This is a genomic window from Oryzomonas japonica (assembly GCF_008802365.1).
In the GTDB taxonomy this organism is placed as follows: Bacteria; Desulfobacterota; Desulfuromonadia; order Geobacterales; family Pseudopelobacteraceae; genus Oryzomonas; species Oryzomonas japonica.
The window spans coordinates 112,112-129,430 of record NZ_VZQZ01000005.1 but is presented as its reverse complement, the minus strand read 5'-3'; the positions used below and the strand labels follow the sequence as shown (position 1 = coordinate 129,430).

Below are 17,319 nucleotides of genomic sequence, written 5' to 3'. Positions count from 1 at the left end.
TAACCTCTTCTTGGCCAGGACGCGGCGCTAAGGCGCACGGAGAGCTGCGAAATGTCAGGTAAAATGCTTTTTAGATAGCATCTCTCCGTGGCCTTGTCAACGAAAGAAAAGGTTATTTCCATGTGTTAGACGGCCCCGAGCGGGAAAGCCGAGCGCGTTCCGGCGATCACCGGACATGGTCCTCCGGGTAGGCGCCGATACTATGGATGGACAGGTCGGCCCCGGCATACTCCTGCTCCTGACTGAGGCGGATACCCACGGTCTTGCCGAGGATGCCGTAGACCACAAAGCCGCTGACCAGGGCGAAGACGATGGCCGAAAGGCTGCCGGCAAGCTGGGAGACAAAGGTCACCCCACCCATGCCGCCCAAGGCCTTTTGCCCGAAGATGCCGGCGGCGATGCCGCCCCACGAGCCGATCACGCCGTGCAGCGGCCAGACCCCCAGGACGTCGTCGATCTTCAGCACCTCCTGCTCGTAGTGAAAACCGTAAACAAAGATGACCGAAGCGACACATCCCACCACGAAGGCAGCCAGGGGGTGCATGATGTCGCTGCCGGCACAGACGGCGATCAGGCCGGCCAGGGCGCCGTTGTGCACGAAGCCGGGGTCGTTTTTGCCCGCCACCAGGGCCGCCAGCACGCCGCCCACCATGGCCATCAGGGAATTGACCGCCACCAGGCCGGAGATCTTCTCCAGGTTGCCGGCGCTCATGACGTTGAAGCCGAACCACCCCACCGCCAGTATCCAGGAGCCCAGTGCCAAAAAGGGAATATTGCTGATCGGCAGCGGATGGGACTTGCCCTGAATGTACCGCCCCATGCGCGGTCCGAGAACGAGCACGGCAGGCAGGGCGATCCAGCCCCCGATGGAGTGCACCACCACCGATCCGGCGTAATCATGGAACTCGGCACCGCCGATGCCCTTAAAAATCCCTTGCAGCAGGGAACTGTTTTTGCCCCAGATGAGCGATTCGAACAGCGGGTAGGAAAGCCCGGCGAAGACCGCACCGGCAAAGACCTGGGGCCAGAACTTGGCCCGTTCGGCAATGCCACCGGAGATGATGGCCGGGATGCAGGCGGCGAAACAGAGCAAAAAGAAGTAATGCACCAGGTCGTACCCCTGGGTCTTGCCCAGCAACTCTTCGGCCGGTTTCAGAAAGGAGATGCCGTAGGCGATCGGAAAACCGATCACGAAATAGACGATCGTGGAAACCGACCAGTCGGTGAGAATCTTGACAAAGGCGTTGACCTGGTTCTTTTTGCGCACCGAGCCCACCTCAAGGAAGGCAAACCCGGCATGCATGGCAAAGACCATCACCGCCCCCAACATCAGAAAAAGTACATCGCCGCTACTCTTCAAGCCAGTCACCGTTGACATGGTCTCCATGCTCGACTACCCCCATTGGTATTCGTGAAATATGCCCGCCGTTGGGCAAACTGTGTGGCGCATGCAAAATAGCGACCATGCCGTTTCACATCGTAACATGCTGTAATAATTATACTCGCCCACACACGCCCCCTCACCAAATGCCTATTTAATAGGCTGTATGCATAATATTTATGCATACAGTTCGTTAAACGAGGGGCTTTTCATTCCGGGCATAAGCCGGTACTATTGCGGCATGAGCCTTGAGGACAAAATACGGCAGCTGCCCACCTCGCCCGGCGTGTACCTGATGCGCGACGGGAAGGGTGTGATCATCTATATCGGCAAGGCCCGCAACCTGCGCCAGCGTGTGCGCACCTATTTCGGCGCAACCGGCGACGGTCGCTACCACGTCAGGTTTCTGGTGGCCAAGGTAGCCGACATCGAGGTGATGCTCACCGACACCGAGAAAGAGGCGCTGCTCCTGGAGAACACCCTCATCAAGCAGCACCACCCCCGCTACAACCTGGACCTGAAGGACGACAAGACCTACTTCTCCCTGCGCCTCGACCCGCGGGAGGAATTCCCCCGCTTCAGTATCGTGCGCAAGGTGCCCCGCGACGGCGCCCGCTATTTCGGCCCCTATGCATCGGCCTCGTCGGCGCGGGAGGTGCTGCGCCAGATCACCCGCATGTTTCCGCTACGCCATTACCCGCTCAAGACCTGCATGGCCCGCAAGCGCCCCTGCCTCTATCATCAGATCGGCCAGTGCAGTGCCCCCTGCCACGGCCTGATCTCCGTGGCCGACTATGCCGCCCTCGTGGAGGGGGCCGCCTTGTTCCTGGAGGGGAAGGGCAAACAACTGGTGGCGGAATTCAAGCGGCGCATGGTCGAGGCGGCCGAGGCGCTGCGTTACGAGGAGGCAGCCCGCTGGCGCAACCTGTTGCGCTCCATCGAGGTCACCGTGGAAAAGCAGAAGGTGGTCGTACGGGGGGGCGGGGACAGCGACGTGGTGGGGTATTTCCGCGACGGGACCCGGCTGGAGGTGGCGCTCCTGTTCATCCGGGGCGGGCTGCTGAGCGGCAGCCGCCTCTTCAACCTGACCTGGGAGTTGGACGATGCCGAGGGGCTATCCTCGTTCCTGCACCAGTTCTATGGCGGCGAAACGTTCATCCCCGAAGAGATTCTGCTGCCGCTGGCGATCGAGGAGGCCGGGACGCTGGCCGAACTGTTGGGTGAGACCAAGGGGAAAAAGGTCGCCATCGCCTATCCCCAGCGGGGCCTCAAACGGGAGTTGGTGGAACTGGCCGGCAAGAATGCCGCGGCCGCCCTGCGCGAACGGGACGAGGCCGCCGCGTCGGCCGAGGCGGTGCTGGAGGAGTTGCGGCAACGCCTGCACCTGGCGCGCCTCCCCCACCGGATCGAGTGTTACGACATATCCACCATCCAAGGACGCCACTCCGTGGGGAGCGGCGTCGCCTTCACCGACGCCAGGCCGGACAAGGCCCATTACCGCCGCTACCGCATCCGCGACGTGCAGGGGCAGGACGATTTCGCCATGCTGGCCGAGGTCTTTTCCCGCCGGTTCCGCGAGGAGAAGGTGGCGGAGGCGGGGCTCCCGGACCTGGTCGTGGTGGACGGCGGCATCGGCCAGTTGAACGCGGCCCAGGAGATCGTCGCCGGCCTGGGGCTGACCGGGCGCTTCGACCTGGTATCCCTGGCCAAGAGCCGCACCGCCCGAGACGCGGAATCGGCCACCATCAGCAAGAGCGACGAGCGGGTCTTCCTGCCGGGACGCAAAAACCCGGTGGTGCTGCGCCAGAACTCGGCCCCGCTGCTGCTCCTGGCGGCCATCCGCGACGAGGCCCATCGCTTTGCCATCGGCTACCACCGTACCCTGCGCGGCAAGGAGGGGCTCGCCTCGGGCGTCGAGCAGATTCCCGGCATCGGCGCCAAGCGGCGCACCGCCCTGCTCAAGCACTTCGGCAGCATGCAGCGGCTCAAGGAGGCGAGCGTCGCGGAGATCGCCGGGGTGGCAGGGATGAATCCCGCCGTCGCCGCAACGGTTTTCGCGGGGCTGCACGGGGAGGACCCACCCAATGACTGACGCCCCTTTTCCCGGCAACCTTTCGAAAAGCCCATGTTGTTCAAAAATAGCCGGATCGTCGCACCCGCAGAATGCCCCGAGGAGGCGTAGCAGCGCTACGCCGCACGAAAGAGCGTTCGAGGATGAAGGCCTGATGGCTGTTTTTCAACAACCTCCCTTCAACCTCCTCACCATCCTCGGCCCCACCGCCTCTGGCAAGACCCGCCTGGCCGTGGCCCTGGCGGGGGAAATGAACGGCGAGATCATCTCGGCCGATTCGCGCCAGGTATTCCGCGGCATGGATATCGGCTCCGGCAAGGACCTGCACGAGTACGGCGCGATCCCCTGCCACCTGGTCGACATCCTGGACGCCGGTGAGGAGTTCAGCGTCTTCGCCTTCCAGCGCCTCTTTATCGAGGCGTTCGAGTCGATCACGGCCCGCGGCCGCCTGCCGCTGTTGTGCGGCGGCACCGGCATGTACCTGGACGCGGCCCTGCGCGGCTACCGGTTGGTGGAGGTGCCCGAGGACCCGGCCCTGCGAACGGAGCTGGGCGCCAGAAGCGATGCCGAACTGGCGGCCATGCTGCGGGAACTGCGGCCGGAGCAGCACAACAGCACCGACCTGGCGGACCGGCAGCGCACCATCCGCGCCATCGAGATCGCCCGCCACGAGCAGAACCGGCCGACCGAAACGGAGCCGTTTCCCCCTGTCCGCCCCCTGGTGATCGGCATCCGCTGGGAGCGGGCCGAATTGCGGCGAAGGATTACGGAACGCCTGAGGCAGAGGCTGGACAACGGCATGATCGAGGAGGTGCAAGGACTCCACAACCAGGGGATCGCCTGGGAGCGGCTCAGCTACTACGGGTTGGAATACCGCTTCGTGGGCGCCTTTCTGCGGGGAGAACTGACGCGGAACGACCTGTTCCAGAAACTGAACAGCGCCATCCACGACTTTGCCAAGCGCCAGGAAACCTGGTTCCGCAGGATGGAGAAGAACGGGGTGGTCATCCACTGGGTGGACGGGGCGGGCGACCCGCTGGCCGAGGCGCGGCGGATCGTCGGGGAGAGGCGTGAATGGTGAATGGTGAATGGTGAATAGTGAAGGCCTGTGTTTTTATTCACCATTCACGATTCACAAAAAAAGGCCCTCCAAACGAAGGGCCTTTTCCGGTCGATCTCAGAAAAAAGGTATTACACCAGCTCGAATGCGTTGAAAAAGTAGGGGATCTCGAAGGCGGCCGTTTCGGGGGCATCGGAACCGTGGGCCGAGTTTTCCTCGATGTTGATGGCGAAATCCTTGCGGATGGTGCCCGCCTCGGCGTTGGCCGGGTTGGTGGCGCCCATCAGGGTGCGCCAATCGGCGATGGCGTTGTCCTTCTCCAGGCAGAGCACGATCACCGGGCTGCGGGACATGAAGGCGCACAGGTCGTTGAAGAAGGGGCGTTCCTTGTGCACGTAGTAGAAACCTTCGGCCTGCTCCCTGGTCATCTTGATCTTCTTCATGCCGCGAATGGCGAAGCCGTTGGCCTCGATCCTGTCCAGAATCTTTCCGGCCAGCTTGCGCTCGACGGCGTCCGGCTTGATGATGGCGAATGTACGTTCCATTGTTTCCTCCAATAGTCTCAAAATGTGATCGAGTTAAATAGCATCGCCACGGCCCACTTGTCAAGTTTATTTAGCCGGTTAGGCCCTCAACGCCCGCCCTCCCCTTGCGCTTTTCGGCGGCAATGTTTATGATGATGGGGACAGATTTGTTCTGCTTATTTTGAACGTTGCGAGGTACTCTGATGAATATGCTGAAGACAACACTGCTCATGGGACTCCTGACCGTCCTCCTGGTGACCATCGGGGCCGCCATTGGTGGCAGGGGGGGCATGACTATGGCCTTTCTGCTAGCCGCCGGCATGAACTTCTTTTCCTACTGGTTCTCGGACAAGGTGGTCCTTTCCATGTACGGCGCCCGCCAGATCGAGGAGGCGGGTGACCCGCGCTTTTACGGGATCGTGCGCCGCCTGGCCCAGCGGGCCAACCTGCCCATGCCCAAGGTGTACCTGATCGATTCCGAAACCCCCAACGCCTTTGCCACCGGCCGCAACCCGGAGCACGCCGCCGTGGCGGCAACCACCGGCATCATGCGCATCCTGGGGGACGATGAACTGGCCGGCGTCATGGCCCATGAGCTGGCCCACGTCAAAAACAGGGATATCCTCATCTCCACCATTGCCGCCACCTTTGCCGGGGCGATCACCTACCTGGCCCACATGGCCCAATGGGCCGCCATCTTCGGCGGCGGCCGGCGCGACGACGACGAGGGGGGCGGCGTCTTCGGCATGATCCTCATGGCCATCCTGGCCCCCATCGCCGCCATGCTGGTGCAGATGGCCATCTCCCGGTCGCGGGAATTCGGCGCCGACGCCGGCGGGGCCAGCATCTCCGGCAATCCGCTCTCCCTGGCCAACGCCTTGCAAAAACTGGAGATGGCCAACCAGCGCATCCCCATGGAGGCCAATACGGCCACGGCCCACATGTTCATCGTCAACCCCCTGACCGGCGGCGGCCTGACGACCCTCTTCTCCACCCATCCCCCCATCCCTGAGCGGGTGGCGCGCCTGCAGGACATGTCGCGGACGCACAGCTATTGAGCGCCCTGGCCCCCAGCACCGCCAACCCCCGCCAAGCCGCCTGCCAGGTACTGCTCCGCATTGCCAAGGAGGGCGGATTCGCCGACCGGCTCATCGACCACGAACTGGAGAAGGGGCACCTGACCGGCCCGGACCGGGGACTGTTCCCGGAACTGGTCTTCGGCGTGCTCCGCCGCCGGGGCAGCCTCGACCACATCCTGGCGCAACTCGTGGACAAACCGCTTGATACGCTCCAGCCCCAGGCCCTGACGATCCTGCGCCTGGGGCTGTACCAACTGACCTGTCTGGACCGGATTCCCGAATCCGCCGCCGTCAACGAGTCGGTCAACCTGGCCAAGGAGACGGTGCCCCGCGCCGGCGGCCTGATCAACGCCGTGCTGCGCAACTATCTGCGCCGCAAGGACGGCCTCACCTTTCCCGATCCCGCCGCCAACCCGGCCGCCTCCATCGCCGCCCGCCACTCCCAGCCGGAATGGCTCGTAGCCCAGTGGCTCGGCCAGCTCGATTTCCCCGAAGCAGAGGCCCTGGCCGAGGCATCGTCCCGGCAACCGCCCCTGACCCTGCGCGCCAACACCCTGCGGACGACACGGGACGAGTTGCTGCGCCTTTTCACCGAGAACGGCGTGTCCGCGATTCCCTGCGCCCACTCCCCCCACGGCATCCAGGTGGAGGGGCGGCACCAGATCCCCACCCTGCCCGGCTACCGGGAGGGCCTGTTCTGCGTGCAGGACGAGGCATCCCAGATGGTCGCCCTCTTCCTGGCCCCGCAGCCGGGGGAACGGGTGCTGGACTGCTGCGCCGCGCCGGGCGGCAAGGCGACCCACCTGGCGCAGTTGCTGGCAAACCGCGGGGAACTGCTGGCCACGGACATCTCCCGCACCAAGCTTCCGGTGATCCGGGAGGCGGCCCAGCGGCTCGGCATCGACTGCCTCGCCGTCGCCACCGTTGACCTGCACCGCCCCGAGACCTTTCCCACCGGGGGCTTCGACCGGGTTCTCCTGGACGCCCCCTGTTCCGGCCTGGGGGTCATCCGCCGCAATCCCGAGGCAAAGTGGCGGCTCACGCCGGACGATATTCAGCGCCTGGCCGCCGCCCAGAAGGCCATGTGCGCCAATGCCGCGACCATGGTGAAAAACGGCGGTATTCTCGTCTATTCCACCTGTTCCACCTCCCGGGAGGAGAACGAACAGGTGGTGCAGGATTTCCTTTCGCGCCACCCCGATTATGTGCTAGAAGACCTGAACGGACTTTTCCCGGACCACCGGGAGCTGTTCACGGCCGAAGGGCTGTTCCGCGCCTGGCCCCACCGCCACAACATGGACGGTTTCTTCGCGGCACGGCTGAGAAGACTGTAAGCACACCTGCCACAGAGACACGGAGACACAGAGGAAACCCAGGAGAAAGACAAACACAAAACGGCAATTCCGGATGAAGATGGCCTTTCTGCTTTTCAGCCGTTCTCCGTGTACCTCCGTGTACCTCCGTGTCTCTGTGTCTCTGTGGCGGATTTTGACTTTTTTGATTTCTCGTGGTTCTGTGGCAAAAACGAATCTGGAGTTTTCCCATGAAAAAAATCGCCCCTTCGATCCTCTCGGCCGACTTTTCCCGTCTCGGTGATGAAATCCGCGCCCTGGAGGCCGCCGGCGCCGATTACATCCATATCGACGTCATGGACGGCCACTTTGTCCCCAACATCACCATCGGCCCGTTGATCGTGGAGGCGGCCCGCCGGGTGACCAGCCTGCCGCTGGACGTGCACCTGATGATCGAAAACCCCGACCGCTACATCCCGGACTTTGCCGCCGCCGGTGCCGACATCATCGTGGTGCACGCCGAGGCGGTCCACCACCTGCACCGCACCGTGCAGTTGATCCGGTCCCTGGGCAAGAGGGCCGGCGTATCCCTCAACCCGGCTACGCCCCTCAACGCCCTGGAGTACGTACTTGGCGACCTGGACCTGGTGTTGTTGATGACCGTTAACCCCGGCTTCGGCGGCCAAAGCTTCATCGAGGCGTGCCTGCCCAAGATTCAGGCTCTGCGCGCCATGCTCGACCGGCGCGGCGGCGAGGCGGAGCTGGAGGTGGACGGCGGCGTCAAGACCTCCAATATCGCCCGCATCGCCCATGCCGGCGCGGATGTCTTCGTGGCCGGCAGCGCCGTGTTCGGCAGCCCGGACTACGCCGCCACCATCGCCGAGATGAAGCGCCTGGCCAGGGAGACGATGCTCTAAGAGGTTGTTGAAAAACAGCCATCTCGCCGCCATCCTCGAAGTCCCTTTTGTGACTGAGGCCTTTGGCCTCACCCTTCGGGCGCCTTCGCGGTCCAATTCCACGAGTGAAATTGTGCGGCGTAGCGCTGCTACGCCTCCGCAGGGTCTTCTGCGGGTGCGACGATCTGACTATTTTTGAACAACCTGGGATTTCAACAGACTGCTAATGTCAATTGGCCATAAAAACTTGATTTCAAAGCCGAATATTACGGATCTGCCGGAGCGCGTCCGCGCAGCCCTGGCGGCTCGCAGCCGCAGGACCATGGAGGCGGGGCCGGTACCCGCCGCGGTGCTGCTGCCGCTCTTCCTGCGCAACAACGATTACCACCTGCTCTTCACCAAACGGACCGGTCATCTGTTGCACCACGGCGGGGAGATCTCCTTTCCCGGCGGCGCCCTCAACCCGGAGGAGGAGCCAGAGCAGGGCGCCCTGCGCGAGACCTGGGAGGAGGTCGGCATCCATCCCTCCCACGTGGAGATCTTGGGGGCATTGGACGATTTCTACTCCATCCACCACTATTTGGTTACCCCTCTCGTGGGGGTCATCCCGGGAGACTACCCCTACGCCGTCAATCCGGACGAGATCGACCGCCTCATCGAAGCGCCGGTCGCCCATTTCCTCGACCCTACGGTCCTGCGCATGGAGCCGCGCCAGTGGCAGGGGGAGTCCCTCATGCTGCGCCACTACGACTTTCGCGGGGACGACATCTGGGGCTTGACCGCGGCCATTCTGGCCCAGTTTTTAGAAATTGTGTTTGATGGTAAATTGGAGTAAATATACCCGCATGTCCAACAGCGTTTTGATCATAGACGATTCTGATACCGTTCGCGAACGGATCATCCACACGCTGGAGTCGTATGAGCTGTTCTCCCGCTACCACGAGGCGGACGATGGCTTGGAGGGCTTCAAAAAGCTGCTCTCGTCCCCAGTGGATGTCATTCTCTGCGACCTGGAGATGCCCCGCATCGACGGTTTCAAATTCCTGAATATGATCAAGGCGCGCCCCGACCTGCAGGATGTGCCGGTCATCATCCTGACCGGGATGAACGATCGGGAATTGAAGCTCAAGGGGCTCGAACAGGGGGCCAGCGACTACATCACCAAGCCCTTCGACCCCGAGGAGCTGGTGGCGCGGGTCAAGGTCCATCTCAAGATCAAACACCTGCAGGACGACCTCAAACGGACCAACGAGCTCCTGCTGGAACTGTCCAACACCGACCACCTGACCGGTCTCTTCAACCGGCGCTACCTGATGGAGGCCCTTGAGAAGGAGTTCCAGCGCAGCCTCCGCAAGGGTGGCAATCTCTCCCTGATCATCCTCGACATCGACCACTTCAAAAAGGTCAACGACACCTACGGCCACCTGCAGGGCGATATCGTACTAAACAAGGTGGCGCTTCAACTCCAGAAAGAACTCCGCAGCTACGACATCGCCGCCCGCTACGGCGGCGAGGAGTTCGTCGCCCTCCTGCCGGACGCCATGCTCAAGGAGGCCCTGTTCGTTGCCGAGCGGGTTCGCCAGGCGGTCCAGGGGACCAAGTTCAACGGGGCGCTCTCTTCCCTGGCGATCACCGTCAGCATGGGGATCGCCACGCTGCCGACCCCCGAAGGCGCAACGGTCGACAACTTCATCAAGATGGCCGACGACGCCCTCTACCGGGCCAAGGCCAACGGCAGAAACCGGGTGGAGTACCTCACCAACACCCTCTGAACAGGCTTTATTCGTGCCCAGTGTGCTCAGGTCACCGGCGGGGCACGCCACCACTGCGGCCACCCGGGCAGCAAACCCTACACGATCAAGAAGGAGAGCGGGACATGGATCTGACCATCGACGAACAACGGCTGATTGCCGAATACCGCAGATTGACCGCCACGGGCAGGGACGACCTGCTGGCCTATGCATCGTCGTTGGTGCGCCAGGCCGGGACCGAAAAGAGCAGTGATAACGACACCGCGACGAATCAGTGCCGGCTGAAGAGTGCCGAGCCACATCCGGAAGCGGAGAAAACGCCTTTTTTTACCGAATAGCATCCGGGCGGCCGGACATACGCCAGCCACGGGGCACAAAGCCGGAATGCAGAAAAACGTATCCACTTTTTTTGAACAACCCGCCGATCTGCTGTAACCGAATGCCAACTTCTTCCGTCTTTCCTGCATTCCCTGCGGCGAAGGTGTCTACCGCATGCAGCCATCACCCGTGGCGCAGCATCGGCAGCCCCAACAGCACCATCTGCCCCACCCCTTCTCGAAAAAAGGAGCATTCATGAAAATAGCCCTCCGTGTACTCATTGCCCTGGCCTTCACCCTGGCCGCCGTATTCCCTGCCGCGGCCGACCAGTTCAAGAAACTGGACAAACCGCCGCTTTCGGAACGCTGGTTCGGGATCTACGTGGACAACGAACGGGTCGGTTTCTATCGTCAAGTGATCTCCGAGGCCCCCGATGGCTACCGGATCGAGGGTGACGGCAGTGTACGCATGAAGGTCATGGGCTTTTCCAAGGAATCGTCGATGCGCGAGACCTATCTGGTGGGCAAAGGCCTCGCCCTGCGCTCCTTCGAGGTCGAGCAGGCCGTCAACGGCAGCGCCTCGCGCATCTCCGGCAAGGTTGCGAGCAACATCATGCGCATCACCAGCGTGGCCAATGGCAAGAAAACGGAAAAACTGCTCAAATACAAAGGCGAGGTCTATCCCGGACCGGTGCTCAATCTCTATCCCCTGATGCGCGACCCCTCTCCCGGCAAATCCTTCACCACTCTGACCTTTGACCCCGAGGAGGTCAAGGTTAAGGAGGTCAAGATCAGCGTCCTGGGGCAGGAGAAGACGCCCGACTCCCAACCGGCCCTCAAGTTGCGCAACAACCTGTACCCCTTCGTCAACAACGACGTCTGGGTGGACGACCAGGGGAACACCCTTTTGGAATCGGTGCGGGACGGCCTGGTGATCACCAGGGCCGAGGAGCCCAAGCAGCTCGGCTCGTTTGTGGGAGGGCTGGCCCTGGCCAAGAAGGATCTGATCTATGATTTCAGCCTGGTGCGTGCCGAACCGCCCGTCAAGGATTCCAAGAAGCTGACCGGCCTCAGTGTGGAAATCAGCGGCTGGAACGACAATCTGCCGCTCCGGCAGGATGGCGGCCAGACGGTTGAGAAGAGCGGCGAGGGCAGGATCGTCATCAAAACCGGGCGGGCCGTTCCGGAAACGGCGGCCCAGGGCAAACCGGCGACTCCACAGGAGAGCTACCTGAAACCGGCCGAGAAGATCGAATCCGATGCGCCGGAGATCGCGGCCAAGGCCAAGGAGCTTGCAACCGGCAAGAAGGAACCGCTGGAGATCGCCAGGACCCTGGCCTCATGGACCTCCGACTGGCTGCATGACACGGTGGAAGACGGGGGGGGCGCACTTGCCAGCTTCAAATCCCGCAACGGCAACTGCCAGACCCATGCCCGCCTCTACACGGCCCTGGCCCGGGCGGCCGGCATCCCGACCCGTTTCGTGTCGGGGCTGATCTACCTGGACGGCAAGGGCTTCCTCTACCACAGTTGGGCCGAAAGCCTGCTGAACGGACGCTGGGTGGCCATCGATCCGACCTATGATCAGGTGCCGGCCGACCCGACCCACCTGAAGCTCTTGGAAGGTCACCTGCCGGAGGATATGGCGCCCATCATCACCATCATCGGCAGGATTCATATCAAGGTGCTGGAAGCCAAGTATTAAGAGGTTGTTGATAAACCCAGGTTGTTCAAAAATAGTCAGATCGTCGCACCCGTAGAAAGCCCCGCGGAGGCGTAGCAGCGCTACGCCGCACAAGGCGGCTTTCGAGGATGGCGGCGAGGTGGCTGTTTTTCAACAACCTGCTAGAGGTCAAACCCGCAGTAGGAGAGATTGAAGCTCTTGTTGCAGACGGGGAAATCGGATATCTGCCCGCCACGCAGCGCCATGGCCAAGCCGCTCCAGTTGTGGAACGAGGGGTCCGTGACCTTGTAGCGCAGGAATTTTCCCGCTCCATCGGTGATGGCCACGTGACAAACCTCGCCACGCCATCCCTCGACCAGCGCCACGGCCAGACGCCCCTTCCCCATCTTTCCGCAGGCCGACATGCTGTCACCCCCCGGCAGCGAACCGAGCCGGTCAAGGCTGAACTCCATCGAGACCTGGGACTCCTTCCAGCGCACCAGGGCCCGGGCCAGGACATCCCCCCCCGGTTCTACGCACACGGGCGGATGAAACGACCGGTAGAGGCCGAATGGGTGGTCGTGGCGCACGTCCCGCACGATGCCGCAGGCCCGTGCCGCCGGGCCGACCAGCCCGAGGGCCAGGGCGTCGTCGCTGCCGACCCGGCCGGTCTTTTCAAACCGCGCCATGACCGAGGGTGAGTCCCACAGCAGCTCCACCGCCCCGCCGTAGTCCCGTCTCGCCTCCTCCAGTCGTCGCGCCAGCTCGGCCGCCTGGCCCGGCTCGCAACCGAAGTACGTACCGCCCGGCCGCACCAGCCCCCGCCCGAAGCGACTGCCGCACAACAGGGCGGTCATGTTGAGAAAATCCCCCCTGATCCTGCCGCAGAAGGACATGGTCGGCAGAAAGCCCACATCCCCGGCCAGCGCCCCCATGTCGCCGCAATGGTTGGCAAGCCGCTCCAGTTCCAGGGCAACGGCCCGGATGGTCTCGGCCTGGGGGGACGGCGTCATACCGGCCAATCCTTCCCGGATCATGGCATAGGCCGTGGCATTGCCGACGGTGGTGTCGCCGGCAATGGTCTCCATCTGGGCCATGGAAGTGGCCTGGGGGCCGTTGATCAACGCCCGTTCGATGCCCCGATGCTGATATCCCAGGGCGATCTCCAGGTGGAATACCGTCTCGCCGTGGCACTGGAAACGGAAATGCCCCGGTTCGATGATGCCGGCATGCACCGGCCCCACGGCAACCTCGTGGACCTCCTCCCCGCCGACGCGGTAGAAGTCCCCCACGCCGGGCAGGATCGGCTCGTCATTTCCCCGCCCCCAGGCATCCCGGGCCCGGTCGAGCGACCGCTGGTAACGCACCGGCTTGAACCAGGGGTGGTCGTCCACCGGGATGCCGCACTGTTCGGCGATTTCCCGTTCGAACAGATGCGCTTCGGGGCAGACCGGGGTAATGCTGGGCAGGCGTCCCTCCACCCACGAGCGGAACACCCCCAGGCGCCCCAGGCTCCCCGCCAGGATGCACCACAGGTCAACCCCCTCCCGTTCAGGTACGCCGAAGTAGGAGGCGATGCGCCATCCCATGCCGGTCAAGTCCACGATCCCCTGGAGAAAGACCTCCAGCGCCGTCTCCGGCACATCCCTCACCGGAATGCTCTCACCGTTTGCCAGGGTATTCAGCATGCTGTCGTTGCTCACCGTGCCACCTCCAGGAGCGCCGCGGCGGCGTTCACCAGCCGGTACAGCGGCTGGGGCAGCCAGACCCCCACCACGCCCAGGATCGTCAGCAGCGCCAGGGGCGGGCCTACCAGCAGGGCCGTATCATGGTATTTGGTCCGCTCCCGGTTCTTGGGAGGTTCGCCGAAGACCACCGGCAGCACGGTCATGGCCATCCCCAGGAAGGCCACCATCAGCAGCACCGCCAGCAGGCCCCCCACCAGCGGGTGCCCTTGCGTGAATGCGGCGACAAAGAAGGAGTATTCGCTGGAGAAGATAAGAAAGGGGGGCGAACCGGTCATGGCGAGAAAGCCGGCCAGGAACAGGGCGCCGCTCCACGGGGCGCGTCTGAGGGCTCCGCGGGCGCTGTCCCGGCTCTTGGAGGCAAAGGCCCGGTGGATATTGCCGGCCGCCAGAAAGAGGACCCCCTTGGCCAGGCCGTTGCCGATCAGGTGCAGCATGGCGCCGTAGAGCGCTTTGCCCCCCAGGCCCAACGCCACGGCGAACAGCCCCATGTGTTCGACGCTGGAATAGGCCAGCATGCGCTTGAAGTCGGTCTGGTGCACCAGAAAGGCGGCCGCCGTGAAGAGCGACAGGAGCCCGATCCCCAGGAGGGCGGCGCGGCAGAACGGTGCATTGCCCGAGGCCATGCAGATCTGGTAGATGCGGATCAGCCCGATAAAACCGCAGTTGGCCAGGCCTCCGGCCAGCATGGCCCCCACCAGCCCCGGCGCCTCGCCGTAGGCATCCGGTTTCCAGGTGTGCAGCGGCGCCAGCCCCATCTTGGTCCCGTACCCCACCAGCAGGAAGACAAAAGCCGCATGGAGCCATCCGGCCGGCAGGCGGGGCGCATACCCCTGGAGCGGTTCCAGCAGGAGCGACGGCGGGAGTCCGGCCACCACCGTGGAATAGGCCAGGAAAAAGATGCCCAGAAGCGCCAGGGCGATGCCGACCGAGCAGATCAGCATGTACTTCCAGGTCGCCTCGATGGAGCGGGCGTTGCGGTTGAAGTAGACCAGAGGGGCCATGGAGAGGGTGGTGGTCTCGATGGCCAGCCACAAAAGCCCCATGTGGTGGACCCCCGCCGCCAGGGACATGGCGGCGAGGCAGACCTGCATCCCCATGCAGAGCACCCGGTTGTTCCGTTCCCGGCGGTAGTGCAGGTAACTGACCGAATAGAAGGCGCAGGCCGCGAACAGGGCCGACACCTCAAGCAGGAACAGCTTGCCTATGGCATCCAGATCGATCCATTCGTTGCGGGATTGGAGCGGCGGGGCGACGACGATGGCCACGACGAGGGCCAGGTGCAGGCAGGCCGTCACCGGCATCACCCAAGGGCGCTTCACGTTGGAGGGGATCAGCCAGGCGATCAGGGCTCCCGCCACCGGGATGAGGACCAGGAGGGTAAACAGCACCATTACTCTTCCTCCCGCAGGGCGGTCATGCGGCTGGTGTCGATGGATGAGAATTCACGGCCGATCTGGTTGATGATGATCCCCATGACGAAGATGCCGGCGATCAGGTCCAGGAGCGCCCCCGCCTCCACCATCAGCGGCATGGCTTCCGTCAGGAGCAGGCCGAAGATGAAGATGCCGTTCTCCAGCATCAGGTAGCCGATGACCTGGTTGATGGCCTTGCGGCGGCTGGCAAGGGCGATGAACCCGGCCAGAATGGTGGCCAACGCTGCCGGTACGGTCAACAGCTCCTGGTGGTGGGGGGCCAATGGGAGCCGTGCGGCGAAGGCGAACGCCATCACGGTGGCCACGGCGCCGGCGATGACATTGCCGGCATAACCGAGAAACGGCGGCAGGTCCTCGCTGAATTCGATCTTGCTGAGGGCGCCGAAGAGCAGCCAGGGGATGCAGACCCCCTTTGCCAGCACCACAAACAGGGTGATCAACAGGATATGCCCCTGCACCGGGTGGATCAGGAGCGGCATCATCCCCAGGACGACCCCCTGGAGGGCAATGGCGCGGATGGCGACGCGGGCCCGGTGGGTTCCCAGGATGAGGATGTTGATCAGCAGCACCAGCACCAGCAATTGGTCGGCAAAGGAACTCATAACCTCACCTTACTACCAGGATCATGGCAAAAGCCGCCATGACGCAGGCCGCCAGGAGCATCTGGGGGACGCGGGTCATGCGGAGGCGGGCCATGCAGGATTCCACCACGCCGATGGCAACCGCCAGAAGGATCATGGAGATCACGAAGACGAGCCAGTCCAGGTACGGATCGGCATTCCGCAACGGCAGGGCCACGTGAAGAAAAAGGGCGGAAAGGATTGAGAGCTTGAGCGCCGCGCCATAGGTGATCATACCGAAGGCGGGGCCGCTGTGGTCCAGCACCAGCACCTCGTGGATCATGGTCAGTTCCAGGTGGGTGGTGGGGTCGTCGAAGGGGATGCGGCAGTTCTCGGCCAGGAGGACCATGAACAGGCCCGCCACCAAGAGGATCAGTGAGGCGCCGGAGGCCAGCCAGAGCGTGGTGGAGCTATGGGTCAGGATGCCGGCCAGGGAAAGCGAGCCGGACAGGCGCGACAGCACGAGGAGGGTGATCAGCACCACCGGCTCGGCCAGGCAGGAGAAGGTCACCTCGCGGGCGGCGCCCATCCCCTCGAAGCTGGAACCGGTGTCCAGGGCTGCGACCGTGGTGAAGAAACGCCCCAGGGCCAGCAGGTACACGAACAGGATCATGTCGCCGTTGAACGAGAGGGGGGGGGCATGGTTGCCAAGGGGGATAAACAGGGCGGCGGCCAGGGTTGCGGCCAGGGTCACTATCGGGCCGGCCCGGAACACCCAGGTGGTGGTGCGGCTGAAGACCGTGCCCTTGCGCAGCAGTCGGTAGAGGTCGTAATAGGGTTGGAGCAGCGGCGCACCGGTGCGACCCGCAAAGGCGGCCTTGGTGCGGTTGATCACCCCCGGCAGCAGGGGGGGGATGAGGATGATCAGTACGAGATGGATCAGGAGATCAATCACCCGAATGTGTTCCTCCCGTTGCGATGCTGGTGCCCTGTGCGGCCGGTCTTCAGGGTACTAACGGCGGCCGCGGCGCCTGCCGCCCCCCTCCTGGGCATGACGGAACTCCCAGGGCGGTTGCGGGTTGGCGTCCCGCCAGAGCCCTTTGTGCCGGGCGCGGGCCAACTCCTCCACGCCGATATACTCCGAGGCGTACGGCCCTTGCAGATACTGGCGGTAGGCCCAGGCCATACCTTCAGCCACCATGTCCCGGTTGATGTCACGGTCGGCATAGCGGATGACCGCCACCGTGCGGTGGTACTGGTCGATATCCATGACCTCCACGGAAACCTGGCGGCCCATGATCTTGTACATCAGGGTCCGCCGGGAGATCTCCCCGAAGGGTTGCCCGGGGCTGTCCGGCTTGGTGGTTTCAGGGGCGTCGATGCCGTACAGGCGCACCTTGAGCCGGCTATCCTCCCGCGTGGCCAGCAACACCGTATCGCCATCGTAGACCGCCCGCACCATCCCGTCGATGATGCGGCCCGCATGGGCATCGGCACCGACCGACAGGAGCAGCGCAAGAACGGTGAAAAACGTTTTCATCGAA

At 63.5% G+C, this 17,319-nt stretch carries 16 protein-coding genes; 9 read left to right on the top strand and 7 right to left on the bottom strand.

Annotated features, from left to right (window positions below; all coding sequences use genetic code 11):
* Positions 1-166: 166 nt before the first annotated feature.
* Complete coding sequence (locus F6V25_RS09705) at positions 167-1,387, bottom strand: ammonium transporter (RefSeq protein WP_149307193.1); 1,221 nt, start codon at positions 1,385-1,387, stop codon at positions 167-169.
* Between the two features lie 235 nt (positions 1,388-1,622).
* Between F6V25_RS09705 and uvrC the strand changes: the two genes are divergently transcribed.
* Both uvrC and miaA read left to right on the top strand, forming a co-directional pair.
* Entirely contained in the window at positions 1,623-3,473 is a 1,851-nt protein-coding gene (gene uvrC / locus F6V25_RS09700; RefSeq protein ID WP_151128388.1) for an excinuclease ABC subunit UvrC, read from the top strand.
* Positions 3,474-3,606: 133 nt separating this feature from the next.
* On the top strand, positions 3,607-4,533 hold the full coding sequence (gene miaA / locus F6V25_RS09695; RefSeq protein ID WP_151128387.1) for a tRNA (adenosine(37)-N6)-dimethylallyltransferase MiaA: 927 nt from the start codon (positions 3,607-3,609) through the stop codon (positions 4,531-4,533).
* A gap of 110 nt (positions 4,534-4,643) precedes the next feature.
* On the opposite strand, the gene ndk is transcribed toward miaA, so the two are convergent.
* Positions 4,644-5,057, bottom strand: coding sequence for a nucleoside-diphosphate kinase (gene ndk / locus F6V25_RS09690; protein WP_149307196.1), 414 nt, complete (start codon positions 5,055-5,057; stop codon positions 4,644-4,646).
* Positions 5,058-5,239: 182 nt separating this feature from the next.
* Between ndk and htpX the strand changes: the two genes are divergently transcribed.
* The 7 genes from htpX to F6V25_RS09655 all read left to right on the top strand — a co-directional run bounded on the left by htpX (position 5,240) and on the right by F6V25_RS09655 (position 12,076).
* A complete protein-coding gene (gene htpX, locus F6V25_RS09685; protein WP_151128386.1) occupies positions 5,240-6,094 on the top strand; it encodes a zinc metalloprotease HtpX in 855 nt (284 codons plus the stop codon).
* Positions 6,091-7,449 (top strand): 16S rRNA (cytosine(967)-C(5))-methyltransferase RsmB, encoded by a 1,359-nt coding sequence (rsmB, locus tag F6V25_RS09680; RefSeq protein WP_338045592.1) that lies wholly within the window; start codon positions 6,091-6,093, stop codon positions 7,447-7,449. Before htpX ends, rsmB begins: the two co-directional genes overlap by 4 nt.
* A gap of 209 nt (positions 7,450-7,658) precedes the next feature.
* On the top strand, positions 7,659-8,324 hold the full coding sequence (gene rpe / locus F6V25_RS09675) for a ribulose-phosphate 3-epimerase (protein ID WP_151128385.1): 666 nt from the start codon (positions 7,659-7,661) through the stop codon (positions 8,322-8,324).
* Positions 8,325-8,529: 205 nt separating this feature from the next.
* Positions 8,530-9,138: an NUDIX hydrolase gene (locus F6V25_RS09670; protein WP_246167014.1), complete on the top strand. Its 609-nt coding sequence runs from the start codon at positions 8,530-8,532 to the stop codon at positions 9,136-9,138.
* 10 nt (positions 9,139-9,148) lie between these two features.
* Positions 9,149-10,075 carry a diguanylate cyclase gene (locus F6V25_RS09665; protein ID WP_149307200.1) on the top strand — a complete coding sequence of 309 codons (927 nt, stop codon included), beginning with the start codon at positions 9,149-9,151 and terminating at the stop codon, positions 10,073-10,075.
* A 104-nt stretch (positions 10,076-10,179) separates the two neighbouring features.
* The gene (locus F6V25_RS09660; RefSeq protein ID WP_151128384.1) at positions 10,180-10,392 is read left to right on the top strand and encodes a hypothetical protein; all 213 of its coding nucleotides are present in this window, start codon (positions 10,180-10,182) and stop codon (positions 10,390-10,392) included.
* Positions 10,393-10,627: 235 nt separating this feature from the next.
* On the top strand, positions 10,628-12,076 hold the full coding sequence (locus F6V25_RS09655) for a transglutaminase-like domain-containing protein (protein ID WP_151128383.1): 1,449 nt from the start codon (positions 10,628-10,630) through the stop codon (positions 12,074-12,076).
* A 140-nt stretch (positions 12,077-12,216) separates the two neighbouring features.
* Here F6V25_RS09655 and F6V25_RS09650 read toward each other — a convergent pair whose 3' ends face one another.
* Genes F6V25_RS09650 through F6V25_RS09630 form a run of 5 tightly spaced genes read right to left on the bottom strand, consistent with a single transcriptional unit; the run spans position 12,217 to position 17,315 of the window.
* Positions 12,217-13,722, bottom strand: coding sequence for a hydrogenase large subunit (locus F6V25_RS09650; protein ID WP_151128484.1), 1,506 nt, complete (start codon positions 13,720-13,722; stop codon positions 12,217-12,219).
* 11 nt (positions 13,723-13,733) lie between these two features.
* On the bottom strand, positions 13,734-15,167 hold the full coding sequence (locus F6V25_RS09645) for a proton-conducting transporter transmembrane domain-containing protein (RefSeq protein ID WP_151128483.1): 1,434 nt from the start codon (positions 15,165-15,167) through the stop codon (positions 13,734-13,736).
* Between the two features lie 5 nt (positions 15,168-15,172).
* On the bottom strand, positions 15,173-15,817 hold the full coding sequence (locus tag F6V25_RS09640) for a hydrogenase (protein WP_151128382.1): 645 nt from the start codon (positions 15,815-15,817) through the stop codon (positions 15,173-15,175).
* A gap of 4 nt (positions 15,818-15,821) precedes the next feature.
* Positions 15,822-16,730, bottom strand: coding sequence for a respiratory chain complex I subunit 1 family protein (locus F6V25_RS09635; RefSeq protein WP_151128381.1), 909 nt, complete (start codon positions 16,728-16,730; stop codon positions 15,822-15,824).
* A 57-nt stretch (positions 16,731-16,787) separates the two neighbouring features.
* On the bottom strand, positions 16,788-17,315 hold the full coding sequence (locus F6V25_RS09630) for a thermonuclease family protein (protein ID WP_151128380.1): 528 nt from the start codon (positions 17,313-17,315) through the stop codon (positions 16,788-16,790).
* Positions 17,316-17,319 lie beyond the last annotated feature (4 nt).